At 64.8% G+C, this 18,864-nt stretch carries 19 protein-coding genes; 10 read left to right on the top strand and 9 right to left on the bottom strand.

The window, feature by feature from the left end:
• Positions 1 to 76: 76 nt before the first annotated feature.
• Positions 77 to 733, bottom strand: coding sequence for a glycoside hydrolase (locus LMQ14_RS09885; RefSeq protein WP_267735432.1), 657 nt, complete (start codon positions 731 to 733; stop codon positions 77 to 79).
• A 191-nt stretch (positions 734 to 924) separates the two neighbouring features.
• Between LMQ14_RS09885 and LMQ14_RS09890 the strand changes: the two genes are divergently transcribed.
• The gene (locus LMQ14_RS09890; RefSeq protein WP_267735433.1) at positions 925 to 1,848 is read left to right on the top strand and encodes a class I SAM-dependent methyltransferase; all 924 of its coding nucleotides are present in this window, start codon (positions 925 to 927) and stop codon (positions 1,846 to 1,848) included.
• On the opposite strand, the gene LMQ14_RS09895 is transcribed toward LMQ14_RS09890, so the two are convergent.
• The 3 genes from LMQ14_RS09895 to LMQ14_RS09905 form a co-directional block, all read right to left on the bottom strand.
• On the bottom strand, positions 1,820 to 3,115 hold the full coding sequence (locus tag LMQ14_RS09895) for a glycosyltransferase (RefSeq protein ID WP_267734563.1): 1,296 nt from the start codon (positions 3,113 to 3,115) through the stop codon (positions 1,820 to 1,822). The genes LMQ14_RS09890 and LMQ14_RS09895 overlap by 29 nt on opposite strands.
• Before the next feature lie 220 nt (positions 3,116 to 3,335).
• Positions 3,336 to 4,106, bottom strand: coding sequence for a class I SAM-dependent methyltransferase (locus LMQ14_RS09900; protein ID WP_267734564.1), 771 nt, complete (start codon positions 4,104 to 4,106; stop codon positions 3,336 to 3,338).
• A gap of 34 nt (positions 4,107 to 4,140) precedes the next feature.
• Positions 4,141 to 4,758, bottom strand: coding sequence for a hypothetical protein (locus tag LMQ14_RS09905; RefSeq protein ID WP_267734565.1), 618 nt, complete (start codon positions 4,756 to 4,758; stop codon positions 4,141 to 4,143).
• Between the two features lie 150 nt (positions 4,759 to 4,908).
• Here LMQ14_RS09905 and LMQ14_RS09910 point away from each other — a divergent pair, with 150 nt between their 5' ends.
• Together LMQ14_RS09910 and LMQ14_RS09915 are read left to right on the top strand one after the other, a co-directional pair.
• Positions 4,909 to 5,217, top strand: a complete 309-nt coding sequence (locus LMQ14_RS09910; protein ID WP_267734566.1) for a hypothetical protein — start codon at positions 4,909 to 4,911, stop codon at positions 5,215 to 5,217.
• Positions 5,218 to 5,226: 9 nt separating this feature from the next.
• The gene (locus LMQ14_RS09915) at positions 5,227 to 5,862 is read left to right on the top strand and encodes a class I SAM-dependent methyltransferase (protein ID WP_267734567.1); all 636 of its coding nucleotides are present in this window, start codon (positions 5,227 to 5,229) and stop codon (positions 5,860 to 5,862) included.
• 15 nt (positions 5,863 to 5,877) lie between these two features.
• Here the strand turns inward: LMQ14_RS09915 and LMQ14_RS09920 are convergent, their stop codons facing one another.
• Together LMQ14_RS09920 and LMQ14_RS09925 are read right to left on the bottom strand one after the other, a co-directional pair.
• Positions 5,878 to 6,609, bottom strand: a complete 732-nt coding sequence (locus LMQ14_RS09920; protein ID WP_267735434.1) for a histidine phosphatase family protein — start codon at positions 6,607 to 6,609, stop codon at positions 5,878 to 5,880.
• A gap of 134 nt (positions 6,610 to 6,743) precedes the next feature.
• Positions 6,744 to 7,394 carry a chitin-binding protein gene (locus tag LMQ14_RS09925; protein ID WP_267734568.1) on the bottom strand — a complete coding sequence of 217 codons (651 nt, stop codon included), beginning with the start codon at positions 7,392 to 7,394 and terminating at the stop codon, positions 6,744 to 6,746.
• Between the two features lie 314 nt (positions 7,395 to 7,708).
• On the opposite strand from LMQ14_RS09925, the gene LMQ14_RS09930 reads away from it, so the two are divergent.
• Entirely contained in the window at positions 7,709 to 8,551 is an 843-nt protein-coding gene (locus LMQ14_RS09930; protein WP_267734569.1) for an acyl-CoA thioesterase domain-containing protein, read from the top strand.
• Positions 8,551 to 10,107, top strand: a complete 1,557-nt coding sequence (locus LMQ14_RS09935; protein ID WP_267734570.1) for a class I adenylate-forming enzyme family protein — start codon at positions 8,551 to 8,553, stop codon at positions 10,105 to 10,107. The genes LMQ14_RS09930 and LMQ14_RS09935 overlap by 1 nt, the downstream gene beginning before the upstream one ends.
• Positions 10,108 to 10,255: 148 nt before the next feature.
• On the opposite strand, the gene LMQ14_RS09940 is transcribed toward LMQ14_RS09935, so the two are convergent.
• Entirely contained in the window at positions 10,256 to 10,876 is a 621-nt protein-coding gene (locus LMQ14_RS09940) for a TIGR03085 family metal-binding protein (RefSeq protein ID WP_267734571.1), read from the bottom strand.
• Positions 10,877 to 10,973: 97 nt separating this feature from the next.
• On the opposite strand from LMQ14_RS09940, the gene htpG reads away from it, so the two are divergent.
• On the top strand, positions 10,974 to 12,899 hold the full coding sequence (gene htpG, locus LMQ14_RS09945; protein WP_267734572.1) for a molecular chaperone HtpG: 1,926 nt from the start codon (positions 10,974 to 10,976) through the stop codon (positions 12,897 to 12,899).
• 71 nt (positions 12,900 to 12,970) lie between these two features.
• Positions 12,971 to 13,183: a hypothetical protein gene (locus LMQ14_RS09950; protein ID WP_267734573.1), complete on the top strand. Its 213-nt coding sequence runs from the start codon at positions 12,971 to 12,973 to the stop codon at positions 13,181 to 13,183.
• On the opposite strand, the gene LMQ14_RS09955 is transcribed toward LMQ14_RS09950, so the two are convergent.
• Complete coding sequence (locus LMQ14_RS09955) at positions 13,180 to 14,946, bottom strand: DUF3556 domain-containing protein (protein ID WP_267734574.1); 1,767 nt, start codon at positions 14,944 to 14,946, stop codon at positions 13,180 to 13,182. The genes LMQ14_RS09950 and LMQ14_RS09955 overlap by 4 nt on opposite strands.
• 417 nt (positions 14,947 to 15,363) lie before the next feature.
• On the opposite strand from LMQ14_RS09955, the gene LMQ14_RS09960 reads away from it, so the two are divergent.
• On the top strand, positions 15,364 to 16,557 hold the full coding sequence (locus tag LMQ14_RS09960) for an MFS transporter (RefSeq protein ID WP_267734575.1): 1,194 nt from the start codon (positions 15,364 to 15,366) through the stop codon (positions 16,555 to 16,557).
• Here the strand turns inward: LMQ14_RS09960 and LMQ14_RS09965 are convergent.
• On the bottom strand, positions 16,511 to 17,191 hold the full coding sequence (locus LMQ14_RS09965) for a PadR family transcriptional regulator (RefSeq protein WP_267734576.1): 681 nt from the start codon (positions 17,189 to 17,191) through the stop codon (positions 16,511 to 16,513). The two genes, LMQ14_RS09960 and LMQ14_RS09965, sit on opposite strands and share 47 nt — an antisense overlap.
• 69 nt (positions 17,192 to 17,260) lie before the next feature.
• Between LMQ14_RS09965 and LMQ14_RS09970 the strand changes: the two genes are divergently transcribed.
• Positions 17,261 to 18,343, top strand: a complete 1,083-nt coding sequence (locus tag LMQ14_RS09970) for an NAD(P)H-dependent flavin oxidoreductase (RefSeq protein ID WP_267734577.1) — start codon at positions 17,261 to 17,263, stop codon at positions 18,341 to 18,343.
• Between the two features lie 117 nt (positions 18,344 to 18,460).
• Positions 18,461 to 18,862, top strand: coding sequence for a VOC family protein (locus tag LMQ14_RS09975; RefSeq protein WP_267734578.1), 402 nt, complete (start codon positions 18,461 to 18,463; stop codon positions 18,860 to 18,862).
• Positions 18,863 to 18,864 lie beyond the last annotated feature (2 nt).

The following is an 18,864-nucleotide window of genomic DNA, read 5'->3' on the forward strand; positions in this document are numbered from 1 at the left end:
TACCTGGTCAAGAACGAGTAAAGGCGCCGCTGCCGCAATTCACGGTTGCCCTTGATTCCGGCGGCTAGCTAATGCCTCACTCCGGCGGCGCCGGGGTCATGGATGCGATGTAGTAAACCTCGTTGCCCTTGGGATATCCGCCGCCGCCGGTGGCGATATGGACGTGGTCGTAATGGTTGGCGGTTTCGTTTCCGAGGTCGGCGGTCCAGGCTCCCGAATTGGGGCCCGGATAGATCTTCTGGCGCCAGATCACGTGGTTGATGCCCCATCGTTTCGCATTCGCCAGCGCATATCCGGCGATCTGGTTGCCGAGCTCGATGCCTTCCGGGCTGCCATGATTCGGGATCATCACGTCGATCGCCAACCCGTTGGGATGCCACGGCAGGGGGTCCTGCCGATATCCGTAGATGGTCTTGATCTGCGGAAACAGCACACCGATGACACGGGCCGCCCAGATGGTCTTGACCTGCAACCGGTCCTCCGACGCGACGCCGGCCGGTAGCGGAAATTGGAAGCTCTGCGCCCCGGTGGGCGCGGTCGCGGCCAGCGCCGCCAATGATTCGGCCTCCGCGGGAGTGGCGACGTGCGGGCCCAATCCGGTCACCGGGTCTTTCGGGGGCGGCGCCGCGGTCACCGTCGGGGTTGCGGTTGGGGGCTCAACGGGGAGCGACGACTTCGTTCCCTGGGCGTAGATCATGCCGGCAGAAACGACGAGCGAGGCCGCGATCGCCATCCAGCGGCTCCGGCCGATGGCTAACACGTTGCTGCTCACGCAGAGCACTTTAGTGTCGCGTGCGTCGCAAGTGGCGATGTTTGTGGTTTCTCGTCGGTTCGCTACCTGCGGATCGTGCTGATGCGGTGCAAGTTAAGGTGGCTGATATCGAATTTCTGCTCTCGCGGGCCGGTTTCAGGATGGGGGTAGCGGTGTCATCGGATGGCGCAGCGCGTACCGAAGGCGACAGCTGGGACCTTGCCTCCAGTGTGGGAGCGACGGCAACCATGGTCGCGGCATCTCGCGCGCTGGCATCACGCGATCCGGATCCGCTGCTCGACGATCGGTTCGCCGAGCCGTTGGTCCGCGCGGTGGGCCACCCATTCTTCACACGCATGCTCGACGGCGAAATTCCTCTTGACGACGCGGATGTACCCCTGACCGCGCGGCAGCGCTGCGAGCAGATGGCAGTCCGCACAAGGTTTTTCGACAACTTCTTCCTCACCGCGACCGCGAGTGGGATCCGTCAGGTCGTCATCTTGGCGGCCGGGCTCGACGCGCGTGCGTACCGGTTGCCGTGGCCGGCGGGCACGGTGGTCTTCGAGGTGGACCAGCCCGAGGTGATCGTGTTCAAGGGCACCACGTTGGCCCAAATCGGCGCCGAAACGACCGCCGAACGCCGGGCGGTCGGCGTCGACCTGCGTGATGACTGGCCTACCGCCTTGCGCGACAACTTCTTTGACACCGCGGCCCCGACGGCGTGGATCGCTGAAGGCCTACTGCCGTACCTGCCGCCAGATGCCCAGGACCGGCTTCTGGACAACATCACCGCACTCAGCGCGCCGGGCAGCCGGTTGGCCACCGAAAACATCACCGACATGCGCGTGTTCACCGACGAACGTGCGCGGGCCTTACGCAGCGGTTGGCAAAAGCACGGACTCGATTTCGACGTCGCCGATCTGGTGTGGGTCGGTGAGCGTCGTCAAGCCGGCGAGCACCTGGCGGGTACCGGGTGGACGGTCAAGAAGTACGCCACCGAAGACCTGTACGCCGAAAACGGGTTTGCGCTGCCGGATCATGAACTGCTGGCCGAGTTTCGGCGCACCATCAGCTACCTGAGCGCAGAACTGGGCTGACGGCCGACCGTTTCGGCCTGGCAAGACCTTCGAGCAGGTCGGCGGCGCTGGCAACGCTCGCGTCGGGTTTGCTCATTCGAGTGGCGAATTCGCGGGCTCGGGTCACGTATTCCGGAGTGAGGATCCGGCGCAGATCGGCGACCAATGACTCGCGGGTGGTGTTCGCAAACCGCCGGGCGGCACCGACCTTCAGCCGGGTGATCTGAGCTCCCCAGATCGTCTGGACGAGGTCCATCGAGAGGACCAGCGTGGGAACTCCAGCGCGCAGGCCCGCCGCCGTGGTGCCGGTGCCGCCGTGGTGCACGACCGCGCGGCAGGCGGGAAAGATTGCGGCGTAGTTGACCTCGCCGACCACCTTGACGTTGTCAAAAGGTGGCACCTCGCCGAAGTCGCTCCACCCGGAGCATACCAACGCCCGCTCACCGAGTTGCGCGCAGGCCGCGCTGATCATTTTGACCGTATCGGCGGGAGACTCGACGCGCATGCTGCCGAAGCCGAAGCAAATCGGCGGCGTTCCCGCCGCAATCCACGACGCGACTTCCTCGTCGGCGTCCGTCATCAGTTCCAATGTCAGCGCGCCGACGAAGGGCCGCTGTCCCTTCCATTTCGCCCATTCGGCTTCCAGGCCGGGGAAGCAAGCCTCGTCATAGGCCTGGATTTCCAGTGATCCATGGTCGGCGATGCGTCGCGAGGCCGGACGCGTTGCCGCGGGCAGCCCCAGGGCGCGGCGCTGCGCGTCCTCGAGATGTTTCGTCATCCGCCATGTCAGCCAGTTGGACACGCTCATGGCCGAGCGGACCAACGGCGCGGGCACGATCGGGACGAGCTGGCCGTTGGCCCGGATCGGGACGTAGTGCAGGGTGGCCAGCGGTATGTCGTAGTACTCCGCGACGTTAGCCGCGGTTTCCATGAAGCTCTCGCCGGTGAAGAGCACATCGGCCCCGTCCGCCAGCGGCGTCAGCGTTTCGCTCATCTGCACCCAGCTCTGGATGACAGATTCGCGAAGTTCGCGCCACATCCTGATCAGCGAGGGGACTTTCCACGCGTTGTGGAAGGCAGACGCCCAGAAGTCGCGGTAGGTATCCAGCCATTCCTGTGTGTCGAGCCCGTAGGCGACCGCGCTGAGTCCGGCCGCTTCGGCGAAGCCAACCAGGTCGGGCGAGACGGCCATCTGCACGTCGTGCCCCCGGCGCAGCAGTTCACGGCCGACAGCGACTGACGGCTCTATATCCCCCCGAGTTCCATAGCTTGCGAGCACAAATCTCATTGCGGATCCCGGATCTTCAGTTGTGGCGCGCCTAGTCCGACCTCAGGGGGCATCGGTGGAAGTGGTGCCGGCCCAGCGTAGCGTGCCGGGTAGCTGGATGCAACGTAATGTGCTGTCTAACAGCTTGTTTGTGAAAACATTGGGGTTGCTGTTGCTCGCGATGCCTCTACCTGCATTTTTGGCTTCGAGCAGGTTTGGATGCATGCGGCGAAGCGACAGCTTAGTGCTGGACACCGCGCGAAACGCGGTCGGCGCGCCAGCACCACGCGCGCATTGGGATATCGATCATGTCGGCACCAGGAAAGCGTGCCTCCATGGCCGCGCGGGCTGCGTCGAGCGTCTGGGCGCGGTCCTCCGGGGAGGCGATGATCGCCCGACTGTAGGTCGCCAACATCGCAACGGCGTCCTCGAGCGTCATCCTCCGCACGAACCGGAAGATTTCGCGCTCGATGTTGTGGAAGATCTGCGGTTCGGGAAGGTCGAAGTGCAGGCGCGCCCGGAAGCGGTCGACCGATTGGACCTCTTCGAGGTCTTGGCCGGGCAGCCGGCCGAGGTCACGCACCCAGTCCACCTCACGGTCGCGGCTCGTCCAGATCAGGCCGAAGCGACCGCCGTCGCGCAGCACCCGACCGATCTCGGGAAGGGCTCGTTCATGGTCCATCCAGTGCCACGCCGACGAAACGAAGACGGCGTCCGCGGCGGCGTCCGGAAGCGGGATCGACTCGCCGCGCCCTTCGAGCGCACGGACTCCCGGGGAGCGGTCGGTCAGCACCTTGCGCATTCGCGCGTCGGGCTCCACCGCGATGACCTGTGCTGCCTTGTCGACCAGGATGCGGCTGAACAGTCCGGTGCCCGCCCCGACGTCGACGGCCACCTCGCAACCGGGCGGCACCAGCCAGTCCACCGCCTCCTGCGGGGCCTGGGGCCGCAGGCCGTCATAGTCTTCTGCAATCGATCCGAAGGACATTGCGCGTTCTTGGCGATCAGTCACACCGCCACGCTAATGCGCTTACCTGTGTCTGAACTTAGTGATTGCCATGCGCTGCAAGCGTTTCGTGCAATCGGCTGACGGATCCCCATAGATAGAACTCGGGCAGGCCCCGTTGCAAGCCCGATCGGTAGATTCCTACTCCCGACGCCGGCGACTCAGCGCCCAGGTGTGGGGCCTGGGCCGCCTGGGCTTTGCGGAACAGTTCCTCGGGTGAAAAGAAGGCGCCGTTATCGGCGACGACTCGCTGGCCTGTCTTGGTGCCGCCGCCGGGTCCGAACGGCGCCAGATAAATGTGGGGAGCGCTTAGCTCCGATCGATGCCCGGCCAGCCGCCCGGGATCCGATGACCACGTGATCGCCGCGTCTTGAACCGCGGCGAACGGTAGGTCGGGGCGGTGAACTGCCCGCTCGTCGTCCGTCAGGGGATCGGAACGTAGATGCGTCGCCTTCTCCAGAAGTGTGGCGACGGTGGTGATGTAGTAGGCGATCCGCTTGCGCTTGACCGTTGCGAGGTCCGCCAGGCCCCAGCCGTCTTGGTGCGGCCACCAGACGTCATACATGACGACGTCGCCGTCGTACAGCAGGACACGGTTGGGCCGGTCATCGTGCGGGAACCGGAACACGGCCCCGAGCTCGATCTTCGACGCTTCCATGCGCCGCAGCGTAGCGGCGATCGTCCGCCCTCGCCTTCGGGCGATGCCCGCCACGATACAGCCAAACGAATACGGACCGCGAACGGCTTGGCTGGCGCACAATGATGTTGCCTGCCACGGGCTGGGTGTTTGCGGGGGAGGAGAACCGACATGACCAAGGCGATGACAGCGTTAGCCGGGCCGCCATTGCTGCGGCGTTGCGCGGTAGGCGTGTTCGCTCTCGTGTTGGCAGGTGTGCCGATGGCGTGGACCGCCACGCCCGCGGTCAGCCGCGCCGACCCGTATTGCGCTCCAGGCTGGGCCTGGAGCGTCGAGTTGAATCAGTGCGTGTTCGTGCTTCCGGCCGCAAATGGGCCGGGCGGACCCGGCGGACCGGGTGGCCCGGGAGGACCTGGTGGGCCCGGCGGACCGGGTGGGCCTGCGGGCCCCGGTGGACCCGGAGCGCCCGGCCGGCACTAGACATGTCATATGACCGCACCGCGACGCCGGGGGTTCAACAGCGCCATTACCGGGGTGTGGAGTTTCCTAGCCCCCGCCTACGACCAGCCGATGTTGCAGCAGTGGGTGTACCGCCCGCCGCACGACGAGATGATCGCGCGGCTGCGTGACCACCAGTCGCGCAAGATTGCTGACATTGCCTGTGGGACAGGGATTCTCAGCGACCGCATCGAGCGTGAACTACACCCCGAGGCGATTTACGGGGTAGACATGTCCGACGGGATGCTCGCCCAGGCGCGCGCCCGATCCGATCGGGTGCAGTGGAGGCGCGGCCCGGCCGAGCAGCTGCCCTTCGACGACGGCTCCCTCGACGCGGTCGTGACGACCTCGGCGTTCCATTTCTTCGACCAGCCGGCAGCGCTGCGGGAGTTCCATCGCGTCCTGGCACCGGGTGGACTGGCGGCCGTCTCCGCGCTGAGCACCCGACAAACTCTGCTGCACGTGTCATCGGCCAATAGGTGGAAACCGCAACACAACGCGTCGCCCGACGAGCTGCGGTCGATCTTCGAGGGCGCCGGGTTCACCGTGACCGATCAGCACCGGATCCCCCGCCCATTCTGGATCCGGTTCGTATCCGACGTGATTACCGTCGGCGTCAAGAGCTAGAGCCGGGTCAGGAATTCAGCACGGCGGGGGATCGGCATCCCATTCGGTCAATGTCCAGCCGTCGGAAGGATTTCCGGTGAGCACCACGTGGCCGACATTGGGCAACGACTTGGTTTTCAACAATGACGGGTCGGCATTGCGCGCGTTCATCAGCACCCAGAACATGATCGCGGCGCTGTGTGAGAACGCGACCGGGTTCTGCTCTCCGCTGTCGTAGATGCGTTGGACGGCTTCAGTGAACCGCGCATTGAACTCGTTGCCATCCACCGACCCGGGGATTCGAGCGCTACGGTCGCCCTGCAGCCAGCGTGCCGGAGCGGCGAAATAGGTCTGCGGGATGTCGGCTTCGGGAGTGCCCTCGAACTTGCCGGCCTCGATCTCCCGCAGTCCGGGCAGCACGGTGATGGCTTCGCCCAGCGCCTGCGACGTCGGCGTGGCCGTCTCCTGGGCACGGATCATGGTCGAGGCGTAGACGCCGTCGTAATGGTTCGGCGCCAATTGCGGGACCACGAGGGTCGCCTGGCAGAAGCCCCTCTGCGACAGTTCGGGACCGGGGACCGTGGTGTCGATCAATCCCGACGCATTGGCCGCCGACTGGGCATGTCGCACCAGCGTCAACGTGATGGTGCGATTACCCGCGGCGTGTGCGGGCGCCCAGCTCGTGGCCAGCGCCGCGACGAGGGCGACGGCAACGAAACGTCGTATGTTCACGGCGATTTCACCAACGCGCGAAGACGCCGTTGTCATCCGCAGATTCACGCGAGAAGTGTAAAACGTTGCGGGCAAATGCGCTGCACGAGCCCCGCCGCGATCGCTGGAGAGTACGACGCCCGCCTCGCCGGGCGGCGAAACGGGCGTCGTGGTGGGGCGAGGTCAGCGGTTTACAGCGGGACCCAAACTCCGAAGAACCAGAAGCCCCAGGCGTTGAAACCGGGATCCCACACGGGGGTTTCCTGGTAGCCCCAGTAGTTGATCGGGCCGTAGTTCCACGGTCCCCCTGGCGGCGGCAGCGGCCGATCCCACGCCGGCCGAGGCGGTTCACCCGGTCCCCAAGGGCCAGGTCCGTCGCCCCACGGCGCGTTGTTGAAGTAGCCGCGGTGCGGATCCCCGTGCCACGGACCGCCAGGTCCGCCGGGGCCACCCGGACCGCCGGGACCATTGAAACCAGGGCCACCGGGGTGTCCGGGCCCGCCAGGGCCACCAGGGCCGCCGGGTCCGGGTCCGCCGGGCCCGCCTGGGCCGCCCGGTCCACCAGGAGGCCCACCGGGTCCGCCCGGGCCGTGTTCCCCAGGACCGCCCGGCCCACCTGGGCCGCCGGGCCCGCCGGGACCACCCGGACCGGGGCCACCTGGGCCGCCCGGGCCGCCGGGATCATTTGGCCCGGTCGGAGCGTGGATTCCGCCGGGCCCGGGAGCGCCATGGCCTCCCGGTGAACCCGGCGCGGCATTCGCCAAACCGGCGCCCACGCCCAGCGCTGCTGCACTAAAGGCGCCGGCGAGCGTGGCCGCCGCAATCAATTGCTTGAGTTTCATATTCCCCCCCACTTGTTAGTGGATATGTCGAACGTTGACGCCCAACTCGCTCGACGTTAGATAGCCTAGCTATGAGTCGGCTGTGACTTACCCCTGCGAAGGCTTTGGCAGATCCCTGCGCATTCGGGGCTCGACCGGGGGCGAGCGGGGCCAACCGCCATTTGTCAGAAAGTCAATACTCCTGTGCGCGTGGAGGTTTGACACAAACAGCAACCGCATATCGCCCGACCCGGAAGACGAACTGTAATATCTACTGTTGCTTATCTCAGAGGAGAAATTTTGATGAAAGCCCTGTTCGCGCGGAGATTCATGTGGTGACCGAGCCGAATATCCTGCCGGATGACGTCGATTCAACGACGCCGAGGCCGTACTTCACTCGCGACGAAAGTCGTTACGTGCCAACGGCAATGGCGCGCGGTGGGTGGGGCCCGTCAATGAGCGGACACGTGGTCGGTGGCATCTTGGCCGCTGCCCTCGAAGCTGGGGTGGACGACCCAGGGTTGCAGCCGGCGCGGCTGACGGTCGACCTGCCCGCACCCGCCGCGCTGGAGCCGTTCGAGGTGCACACCAAGGTGCAGCACGAACGGCGGCGATTGCGGCTGGTCGAGGCGCTTCTCATCCAGCGCGGCGAACCCGTCGCGCGGGCGAGCGCGCTGTTTCTGCGGCGCGGCTCGCAGCCCGACGGCAAAGTGTGGTCGCAACCCTTGCAGATGCCGCGGCTGCCCACCGAGCATGACGGCGAAACGCCGACGCTGTTCCTGCGGACCTACGGCTGGGGTGGTGAGCTGCAGAATCCCGATCCGGAGTGGGACATGACCGGACCGAAATTCACGTGGCTGCATGAAACGCGTGCCCTGATCGACGACGAACCTCTCACACCGTTCACCCGCGCGGCGTTGTGTGCCGACGTCACCGCCGCGATCGCCAACTGGGGCACCAACGCGCTGGAGTTCATCAACGTCGACTACACGCTCACCCTGAGCCGACTGCCCGAAGGACCTCATATCGGGCTGGCCGCACTGACTCATTACAGCGACGACGGAGTGGCCAACGGTTCAGCCGTGGTCGTCGACCACCTCGGTCCGGTCGGCAGCGCGGTGGCCGTGTCGATAGCGCACTCCGGATTCCGACCGCCCTCGGACTTGCCATCGGGCTGATGACGACCGGAACGGACGTCACCTACTGGACGTTGATCGCCGAAGCGGCTCAGCGCCAGCCGAATCGGCGGCTTTTCGCCGACGACTATGGCCGGAGTCTGAGCGCACGTGAGCTCCACGATGCCGCATGCGCGACGGCGGCCGCGTTCGCCGAATGTGGGATCGGCGCGGGAACCGTGGTGTCCTGGCAGCTGCCAACCACGCTCGAGACCGTGGTGGTCATGGGGGCGCTGGCTCGACTCGGCGCGGTGCAAAACCCCATCATCCCGATATTGCGGGAGCGTGAGGTTGGCTTCATTACCGGGCAGCTGTCGACCGAATTCCTTGTGGTTCCCGAAGTTTGGCGGGGATTCGATCACGGCGCGCTTGCTCGGACATTGGCCTCGGATCAGGGCTTCGAGGTCATCACCGTCGACCTGGCGACACCTCCGCTGGCCGGTGAGCTAAGGCTGCCGCATGCCAGTGCCGATGCGCTGGCGACGACACCCGGTGGCGACAACCAGTGGATCTACTACTCGTCGGGAACCACCGCGGCGCCCAAAGGGATCCGTCACACCGACAGCACCGTGATCGCCGGCTCGCGAGGGATGGTGGGCGCGATGGGTATCACCGCCAGCGATGTGGACCCGATCGCCTTTCCGATCGCTCATATCGGCGGGGCCGCGATGGTGGCCGCCGCACTGATGACCGGTATGCGCTTGGCCCTTTTCGAGGTATTCGATCCGGCCGCCACACCGCGGGCCATCGCGGCGCACAATCCGACCTTCCTGGGCACGGCCACACCGTTTTTCGTGGCTTTCCTGGAGGCGCAGCGGGCCCACGGTGATCAGCCCCTCTTCGGTGCGCTGCGGGGTTGCATAGCTGGAGGCGCGCCGATCACCGCCGAACTGGGACGACAGGTCCGCGAAACCTTCGGAATGGGCGGCATCGCCAACGCGTGGGGGATGACCGAGTTTCCCGTGGCGACCTCACCGCCGCTTGACGCCGCGCCCGAGGTGCTCGATTACACCGTCGGTGCACCGGTAGCGGGGGTGAGCGTCCGCGTGGTCGACAACCAGGAGAACGAACTGCCCGTCGGCCACGAAGGAGAGCTGCGGCTCAAAGGGCCGCAATGCTTCCTCGGCTATGCAGACGCCACCCTCGACGCCGACGCGTTTGACGACGACGGCTGGTTGCGCACCGGCGATCTCGGGCTGATCGACACCGACGGCAACGTCCGGGTCACCGGCCGAATCAAGGATGCGATCATCCGCAACGCGGAGAACATCTCGGCCCTCGAGATCGAAAACGTGCTCGCCGCCCATCCCGCCGTCGCCGATGTCGCGGTCATCGGAGTGCCCGACCGCAGCGCAGGGGAGCGGGTCTGCGCCGTCGTCGTGCCCACGTCGGCTGACAGTGTGTCATTGGAATCCCTGGTGCAGCACTGCCATTCGCTGGGTCTGAGCCGCTACAAACATCCCGAGCGCCTCGTCATCGTCGACACCTTGCCGCGCAACCAGTTCGGCAAGGTCATCAAGAAGGATTTGCGCGAGGCCTTCGGTCGACGGCGGCCGTGAGGGCCCCGGAACCTCGATCACGCCGGACACACCTGTACCAAAAGGGTTGGGCTATAACCGATTTGAAAGCGATACCGCATGCGCGGCTTTTTCAAGCGATGTCGACCGAAGCTTCGCGATGCTGATGTGGCGCGTGTGACCGCCGCGCCTACAAGCCCTTGGGCGCATCGCGGACGGTCTGCACCGCGGCCGCATCGCCGTCGAACTCGACCCGGGCCGCGCGGCCGACCGAGAACAGCAGCAGCTCTTCGGGCGCACCGGTCACCGTAACCGCCGGGCCGCTGCCCGCAATCAGCACGGTCTTGCCCTCCGGGATGCGCAATGCGACCCGGCCGGGAACTTTCGCAAGCGTCATCCGGGCCATCAGCGGAAGAGTGCGCCGCAGGCTTTTGGCCAGGGCCGGCTCCAGGACGCGCGGCGTCCAGCTGGGCTGCGCGCGGCGCACGTCTTCGTGGTGGATGAACATCTCGCCAATGTTGGCCACCGGGTCGAGCAGCTTCAGCGGCGAGTAGACCGGCGGACCCGACGCGACCTTGTCCAGCAGCGCGTCCCAATCGGTCCGCTCGGCCACGTCGTTTTGCACCTTGGCGGTGTGGCCGGCGAAGCGCGAGATCAGGATGCCGGGCGTGGCATCCGGACGATATTCGCGAATCACAAGGTGGGCGGCTAAATCTCGCGTGGTCCAGCCGTCGCACAAGGTGGGCGCATCCGGCCCGACGCTGCGCATGGTGTCGACGAGGGCGGCACGTTCGCGTTGAGCAACAGACACCTGAGTTCCCTTCACCGGGCGGGCTGACCTGTTCAGGGTAAAGCCCGCCCAGGCCCTCACGACATCGGCGATCGTCAGATCGGTAGATTCGGATCCCATGAATGCGGGTGTTGAGCAATTGGAATTCCAGGCCGAGGCGCGCCAACTCCTCGATCTGATGGTCCACTCGGTCTACTCCAACAAGGACTCGTTTCTGCGGGAGTTGATCTCGAATGCGTCGGACGCATTGGACAAGCTTCGGCTGGAGGCGTTCCGTAACAAGGACCTCGACGTCGACACGTCTGACCTCCACATCGAGATCGACGTGGACAAGGGCGCGCGCACTCTCACCATCCGCGACAACGGCATCGGCATGACGCGCGACGAGGTCATCGGTTTGATCGGCACCCTCGCCAAATCGGGCACGGCCGAGCTGCGCCAGCAGCTGCGGGAGGCCAAGAACGAGGCCGCGTCGGAGGAGCTGATCGGTCAGTTCGGTATCGGCTTCTACTCGTCGTTCATGGTGGCCGACAAGGTCGAGCTGCTGACGCGCAAGGCCGGCGAGAGCGAAGCCACCAGGTGGGAATCGTCCGGCGAGGGCACCTACACCATCGAATCCGTCGAAGACGCCCCGCAGGGGACCGCCGTCACCCTGCACCTCAAACCCGAAGACACCGAAGACGAGCTCCACGATTACACCTCGGAGTGGAAAATCAGGAGCCTCGTCAAGCAGTACTCCGATTTCATCGCGTGGCCCATCCGCATGGAGGTCGAACGGCGCACCCCCGCGGAAGAGGAGGGTGGCGACGAGGTCGTCACCATCGAGACCGAGACGTTGAACTCGATGAAGGCGCTGTGGGCCAGGCCTAAGGACGAAGTGTCCGACGAGGAGTACAAGGAGTTCTACAAGCACGTCGCGCACGCCTGGGATGACCCGCTCGAGGTCATAGTCATGAAGGCCGAGGGCACTTTTGAATACCAGGCCCTGCTTTTCATTCCGTCGCACGCGCCGTTCGACCTGTTCAACCGGGACGCCCAGATCGGGGTCCAGCTGTATGTCAAGCGGGTATTCATCATGGGCGACTGCGACCAGCTGATGCCGGAGTACCTGCGGTTCGTCAAGGGTGTGGTCGACGCACAAGACTTGTCGCTCAACGTTTCTCGCGAAATCTTGCAACAGGATCGGCAGATCAACGCGATTCGTCGCCGGCTGACCAAGAAGGTCTTGTCCACGATCAAGGATCTGCAGTCCGAGCGGCCAGAGGACTATCGCACCTTCTGGACCCAGTTCGGCCGGGTTCTCAAAGAGGGCCTGCTGTCTGACGCCGACAACCAGGACACGTTGCTGCAAATCTCGTCGTTCGCCTCGACGCACAGTGACGAGGACGCCACCACCCTCGCCGAATATGTCGAGCGGATGAAGGAGGGGCAAGAGCAGATCTTCTACGCCACCGGCGAGACACGGCAGCAAATCCTGAAGTCGCCGCATCTCGAGGCCTTCAAGGCCAAGGGTTACGAGGTGCTAATCCTCACCGACCCCGTCGACGAGGTCTGGGTGGGCACCGTGACCGAGTTCGACGGCAAACCGCTGCAGTCGGTGGCCAAGGGCGAGGTGGACCTCGATTCCGACGACGACTCGAGCGACGCCGAACGCGAGGAGCGGGAGAAAGAATTCGCCGACCTGCTGGCCTGGTTGACGGAGACGTTGACCGACCACGTCAAGGAGGTCCGGCTGTCCACTCGCCTGACGGAATCGCCGGCCTGCCTGATCACCGACGCGTTCGGGATTAGTCCGGCGCTGGCCCGCATCTACCAGGCGTCCGGGCAGAACATCCCGATCGGGAAGCGGATTCTGGAACTCAATCCGGATCATCCGCTGATCACCGGGCTGCGCCAAGCCCACGAAGAGCGCGCCGACGATCCCACCGTCGCCGAGACCGCGGAATTGTTGTACGGAACGGCGTTGCTGGCTGAGGGCGGCGCTCTCGAGGACCCGGCCAGATTCGCTGAGCTCCTCGCCAATCAACTGACTCGCACGCTGTAAGCAGGCAAAACGCGCCCTTCGGTCGACAGCGCCCGCGATTGAACCTTGACCGGAGGGGATAATCACATCGCATGGCCACGTTCCGCGCTATCGACCCCCACGGCGAGATAGTCGCAGCGAAGAGTTTCGACAGCGCAGAGGCTGCACACGCATGGTTTATCGACACCATCGCGGGCAGTTCTGAGCTGGGTTGGCGCATGGAAGTCGACGACAACGGATCCTGGGCATTCTTCGACGACACCGGAGGCTTCACCGCCCCGGCGAGCCGTCGTCGGCGCAGCTAGTCGGCGGTGGATAGCCGCTTCGCGGCATCGTGCGTCAGGTGCACGGGGAACTCGTCGCCGGGCTCGGGCCACGGCTGACGCGCCAGCATGTCCGCGACGGTGACGTAGCCCTCCTCGATCACGCCGGCCTTGGCGTCCGCGATCCGATACCACTGCCGTTGGGTCTGAATGGGTTGGCCTTCCAGAATGACCACCCGGACGTCGCCCTCGTCGAACTGACAGCGCCGCTGCAAGGCCTCCAACAGTTGCTCGTTGTGCAGGTGGCCTTCGCCGAAGTTCCAGCCGACCAGCGGACCGGCGACGGCTTCGCCCTCGCGCATCCGGTAAGCGGCTTCGTCGTCGACGGCGCGAGGCAGCAGCCCATTGAGCGCGCGACCATGAGTGTGCATCGAGCGAAAGGCGCCGGCCTTGTCGATCGTGATCTCGGCGGTCGCCTCGTCGTACAGCCTGGTCAGTTGTTTTGCAGTCAGCGCAGAGCTTTTCACGACGTTGGCTTCGATCTTCTCTTCGGCACCGGCACGGAAGCACCACACGCTGGTCGCCCAGTTGCCGGCGTAGTAGCGCATCGCGGGCAGGAACGAAAACTGCTGGGGGAAAAGGTTTCCCAGAACCGGCACCACGGCGAGGGCGACGATGAGGATGGCCAGCAATAGCGGTGATTGAAGGTCCGTCACGTGAATTGCGTTGTAGTGCCCGAACAAATAGAACAGCGAGAAGATCAGGAACACATTCCACTCCAACGGAACTCCCATCGGGAGGTTGGAAATGATGTTGAGGTGGAAGATCACCATGAAGGCGATCAGGAACCACGCCCAGCGATGGCCGTCCGCAAAGAAGACCAGAACCAGCGGCACCAGGAATTCGGCCGTGGTGCCGCCCACGTGTGCCATCACTTTCGGCACCCACGAGGGCCGTAGGTCATTGACCGGGTCGCGGTAGAGCCGGTGTTTGACCCAGTTGAACAGTTTGCTGCGCAATAGCGGGTGATTGCTCGTCATCACCGCGACGACGTACGGGAAATGATGGTTGAGCTTGGAGGTCGCCGCCCCCCACCAGAGTGCGAGCATGATGATTTTGTAGCCGGCGATCTGGTCGGTGAAACTGAAGAAGAACACGAACAGGGTCAGCCAGTAGTGTTCGCCGCGCGCCGCCAGGAACACTGTTTTGTCGCGCAGACCCAGCAGCGCCAGGGCGATAATCGCCGGCACCACCAGGGCCGGATTGAGCAGGCCGACATCGCCCGCCGCGGTGACCGGGCCGCCGCGTCCCGCCGATAGCAGTGCCCAGACGCCGGAGGCCAGCACGATCGCATAGAGGGCCACGTCGACGATCGAGCGACTGTCGCCGCGGGTGAACGGGACGGCACGCGGCCAGGGTGGCAGACGAATCGTGTTGGGCCGCAGCCAATAGAGGAACCCCCCGATCGGGGGCCAGAATCTGGCCGTGAGCGGCCCGGACCCGCAGCCCAGGCCGAGCACCTCGAACAGCAGGGTGAAGACGACGACCTTCTGGTACACGATCGGTTGCGTCCACCAGTCTTCGATGCGATCCAGACCGCCCAGGCCGGGGGTTAGCGAGATGACCGCCGCGGCACCACCGGCGTAGGCGGCCATCTTGAGCACATACAGCAGATAGATCGCATACGGGGTGCCGAAGCCGTGCTCCACCCAATGCCGCGTCACCACTTGCATTCGCGTGGCCCGCGGCAGCGTGGGCCACGCGTCGTGATCGACGTCTGGAAGGTCCGGCGTGATGAATCCCATGATGGCCTCGTTCCGCGTTGAACCCAGTAGGCGATTACTCAATGTAGCGCCACCATGCGATTTCGTCGTGAGCCTGGCTTCGAATGCCCCGATCGAAACTCGACAACCGAAAGACAACACGCATTGCCTTCTGGCTAAGCGCTCATTGCGAGCCTTCGCTCGCGCGTTGTTACGAAATACGCTGTCGTGACACGTTTGCCATCGCAACCGTGCTCGAAGCGCGGAACGCCAAAGCGAATTCAGCTCTACCACTTTTGCTTGCTCACGCGATGGTCGTTCATGTGGATGCTTGTTCAGTGAGAGGGCGAAATGAGTTCAACGACAGAACAGGTAGTGCCCGTTCGCCATCGGACGCCGCTCAATCGCTCACAAATCGTGGGTTTCTGGGGGGCATGGACCGGTTGGACGCTCGATGGGATGGATTCGTTCATCTACGCGCTGGTGCTCACGCCCGCGCTGACCGAACTGTTGCCGCGGTCGGGGATCGCCGCAACGTCGGCCAATGTCGGGCTCGTGGGATCGATCCTGTTCGCCCTATTCCTTGTGGGGTGGGGCCTCTCCTTCATCTGGGGGCCGATCGCCGACCGCTTCGGGCGGACCAAGGTGCTGGCGGCGACGATCTTCACCTTCGCGATCTTCACCGGGCTTTCGGCCATGGCGCAAAACGTCTGGGAGCTTGCCACCTTCCGTTTCATCGCAGGTGTCGGGATTGGCGGCGAATGGGCCCTCGCCGGGACTTATGTGGCCGAGGCGTGGCCAGAGGATCGACGCAAGATGGGCGCAGGCTATCTGCAGACCGGTTACTACGCCGGCTTCTTTTTGGCCGCAGCACTCAACTACACGATCGGTGTTCATTTCGGTTGGCGCGCAATGTTTCTGACCGGGGCGGTGCCGATCGTGATCGCGATCCTGATCTTGACGCGAGTGAAGGAGACCGAGAAGTGGCAGCGGGCCGAGTCGGGCAGCTCAGCCCGGGTGAATCCGTTGCGTGAAATCCTCAGCGTGCGCTACCGGCGTCGCACCTGGGTGGCGTCCGCGCTGGTGACGATTGCGATCGTGGGGTTATGGGCGGGCACGGTGTACGAACCGACCGCCGTGATTCAGCTGGCGCAGCATGCGGGTATGGGGAAGGGTGACGCGACCAGGACCGCATCCTGGGCGACGGGCTTGCTGTCCATCGGAACCATCCTGGGTTGTCTTGTCTTGCCGGCGATCGCGGAGCGCATCGGACGCAGGAAGACGGCTGCGATCTATTTTGCGGGAATGGCAGTCGCGATCACGGGTAGCTTCGGCTGGGCGTTCTATCTGCCCAACGGCCTTGCGCCGTTCATCGCGTGGCTGTTCGTGCTCGGCTTCTTCGGCGGCAACTTCGCGCTGTTCAGCCTGTGGCTGCCCGAACAGTTCGAAACACGGGTGCGTGCAACGGCGTTCGCGTTCTGCACATCGTTGGGCCGCTTTGTCGGCGCGGGCGTGAACTTCTTGCTGGGCGCTGCAGTGCTGCACACACATACCCTCGGCTTGCCCGTTGCCCTGACGGCGGTCGTGTTCGTCATTGGACTCTTCATCATTCCGCTGGCGCCGGAGACGCACGGCGAGATGCTGCCACAGTAGGGGAGTCGTCGACGTATGCCGCGGGCCAGCCGGGAGTAAATGCATGCGGTGGCACCGTGGCGCCGGTCGCCGGCGTGACGCCGGTCCATTCCGCAAGCGCGTCCTCGGCCCAGCGGGCCCAACGGATAACGGCCTCGTGTTGGCCCATCAGCAGCTTGCCGGTGATCGCCGCGACGGGCAGGCGGTCCGGGAATGGCCCGCCAGTGGTGGCGTACTCCGCTGATCTGTTCATGATCTCGGCTAGTCGCGCCTCGGCGTCGGCCCGGATTTCGGCCACCGTCGCGCGGAACTGACTTACGTCGCCGGCGTCGGCGAAGGCCACCTTGATCATCGCTTCGAATTCCATCCGCATCCCGGCGGCGGGTGCATCCAGCCAGTCGTGCAGCGCGGCGCGCCCGGCGTCGGTGATTTCGTAGACGGTACTGCGCCGTTTGCCCGTGAAGGTGACCCGCGCGTCGGCCAGGCCGGCGGACGCCAGCTTCTTCGGTTCCTCGTAGATCATGCTGGCCGCCCGGGGCCAAAACCAGCTCAGCGTGCGCTCCATCTGTTGTGCGAGTTCATAAGTCGTGAACGGCTGGATAGAAAGCAGCCCGAGGATCGCGAAGGATGTCGGGCTCAGCTGCTTGGGAGGCACGAGTTGACAATACTCCAGATCGGATTAAAGTAAAGATACTCCGATATGGAGTATTACGAAGGAGGGGCCATGCCTGACTTGACTAGTGGTTCGGCGATCGACGACGACCATCCGGGCGCGGTGGTCGTGCCACCGGAAGCGCCCGCCCTGCAGACCCGGTTGACCCGCGAATACGACGTCCGCTACCCGCTCGTGGGCGCGGGTATGGGATTCATCGCGCACGAGCAGCTCGCCGCGGCGGTTACCAACGCCGGCGGATTGGGTGTGCTCGGCGCATCCCCGGACCCCGCCGAAAGCCTGGCCGTGATGGTAGAACGATTGCGCGCCTTGACATCGGGGCCGTTTGGCGTCGACCTCATCTGTGCTGACACCGGGCTCGGGCCGGCCAGCACCGAAAGGCACATCGACGAATGCATCCGGCTGCGCGTACCGCTGGTCGTGTTTCACCACGATCCACCGCCGGCCCGCTGGGTCAGCGCACTGCGCGCGGTGGGAATACGAGTGTGGATGCAAGCCTCGTCGCCGGAGATCGCCGCAACCGCAATCGGATTCGGAGTCTGCGGAATCGTCGCCCAAGGTTGTGAAGCCGGTGGTCATGCCCGCGGACGCATACCGTTGCACGCGTTGCTGCGGACGATCCGTCGCAACTGGCCCGACATGCTTCTACTCGCGGCAGGTGGCATCTCCGACGGTACGGCCGTAGCCGCTGCTTTGCGGGCGGGTGCGGACGGAGTATGGGTGGGCACCGCCTTGGTCGCTGCCGTGGAAGCCAATGCCCATCCCGAGTACCAGCGTCGACTCATCGATTCGCCCGGCAAGACGTTGCGCACCAATGCTTTCGGACCCGAGTGGCCAGACCAGCCCTACCGGCTTCTCGCAACCCCCGCGGTGCATGAGGCAAGCGCCTGCAATGCCGCTCAGCAGGACGAGACCATCGGGCGCACGCGACTTTTCCCGCACTCTGCCGACATGCCCTACGACTTGCCGGTCCGGTCCGCGTTGCCCCCGACGCCCGAGACCAGCGGTGATTGGGAGTCGATGGTTTACCCGGCGGGGCAGGGAGTGAGCGCGGTTCGACGCATCGCACCGGCCGCCGAAATCATCGGGCAGATGATGAGGCAAGCGCGCGCATGTCACCCGCTGAGTGCGTGACCGCAAGAAATCCGCTGCGGTACTTGGGATGTTGGACTCCACACGCAATGATTGAGATTGCGCGGGTGCAGCCGACGCCGAGCCGTTGCCGTCCACATCGAATTCCAGAGGGTTCCCATGCCAACTTTCAGTAGGGTGTCGCACATTTCGTTCTCCGCCCGTGACGCCGAGGCCAGCGCCCGATGGTGGGCCGCGTTATTCGACCTGACTGAAATCGACCGAGCCACCGGTGACGGATGGCGAGGGATCTTGCTGATACATCCGAGTACGCGGACCATTATCGAGTTCCAGCAGCACGACGCGAATCAGGGTGAGACATTCGACCCACTGCGTACCGGGTTGGATCACATGGCGTTCAAGGTCGACACCCGTGGCGAACTCGATGAGTGGTTGGCACATTTCGAGCAGCTTGGCGTTCACCACACCCCGATCGCCGACCGTGAATACGGTGCGGTCCTGACCTTCAAGGACCCTGACGGCATTCAGTTCGAAATGTTCTTCAAGGCCGACCACCCATAGGC

This window comes from Mycobacterium sp. Aquia_213 (assembly GCF_026625985.1).
Lineage (GTDB): Bacteria > Actinomycetota > Actinomycetes > Mycobacteriales > Mycobacteriaceae > Mycobacterium.

Excerpts from the sequence above, each read along its gene's own strand:
- htpG (WP_267734572.1), top strand. The coding sequence starts at position 10,974 with ATGAATGCGGGTGTTGAGCAATTGGAATTCCAGGCCGAGGCGCGCCAA.
- LMQ14_RS09975 (WP_267734578.1), top strand. The coding sequence starts at position 18,461 with ATGCCAACTTTCAGTAGGGTGTCGCACATTTCGTTCTCCGCCCGTGAC.
- LMQ14_RS09970 (WP_267734577.1), top strand. The coding sequence starts at position 17,261 with ATGCCTGACTTGACTAGTGGTTCGGCGATCGACGACGACCATCCGGGC.
- LMQ14_RS09905 (WP_267734565.1), bottom strand. The coding sequence starts at position 4,758 with ATGGAAGCGTCGAAGATCGAGCTCGGGGCCGTGTTCCGGTTCCCGCAC.
- LMQ14_RS09915 (WP_267734567.1), top strand. The coding sequence starts at position 5,227 with ATGACCGCACCGCGACGCCGGGGGTTCAACAGCGCCATTACCGGGGTG.
- LMQ14_RS09885 (WP_267735432.1), bottom strand. The coding sequence starts at position 733 with ATGGCGATCGCGGCCTCGCTCGTCGTTTCTGCCGGCATGATCTACGCC.
- LMQ14_RS09925 (WP_267734568.1), bottom strand. The coding sequence starts at position 7,394 with ATGAAACTCAAGCAATTGATTGCGGCGGCCACGCTCGCCGGCGCCTTT.
- LMQ14_RS09955 (WP_267734574.1), bottom strand. The coding sequence starts at position 14,946 with ATGGGATTCATCACGCCGGACCTTCCAGACGTCGATCACGACGCGTGG.
- LMQ14_RS09895 (WP_267734563.1), bottom strand. The coding sequence starts at position 3,115 with ATGAGATTTGTGCTCGCAAGCTATGGAACTCGGGGGGATATAGAGCCG.
- LMQ14_RS09950 (WP_267734573.1), top strand. The coding sequence starts at position 12,971 with ATGGCCACGTTCCGCGCTATCGACCCCCACGGCGAGATAGTCGCAGCG.
- LMQ14_RS09960 (WP_267734575.1), top strand. The coding sequence starts at position 15,364 with ATGGATTCGTTCATCTACGCGCTGGTGCTCACGCCCGCGCTGACCGAA.
- LMQ14_RS09920 (WP_267735434.1), bottom strand. The coding sequence starts at position 6,609 with ATGACAACGGCGTCTTCGCGCGTTGGTGAAATCGCCGTGAACATACGA.
- LMQ14_RS09935 (WP_267734570.1), top strand. The coding sequence starts at position 8,551 with ATGACGACCGGAACGGACGTCACCTACTGGACGTTGATCGCCGAAGCG.
- LMQ14_RS09910 (WP_267734566.1), top strand. The coding sequence starts at position 4,909 with ATGACCAAGGCGATGACAGCGTTAGCCGGGCCGCCATTGCTGCGGCGT.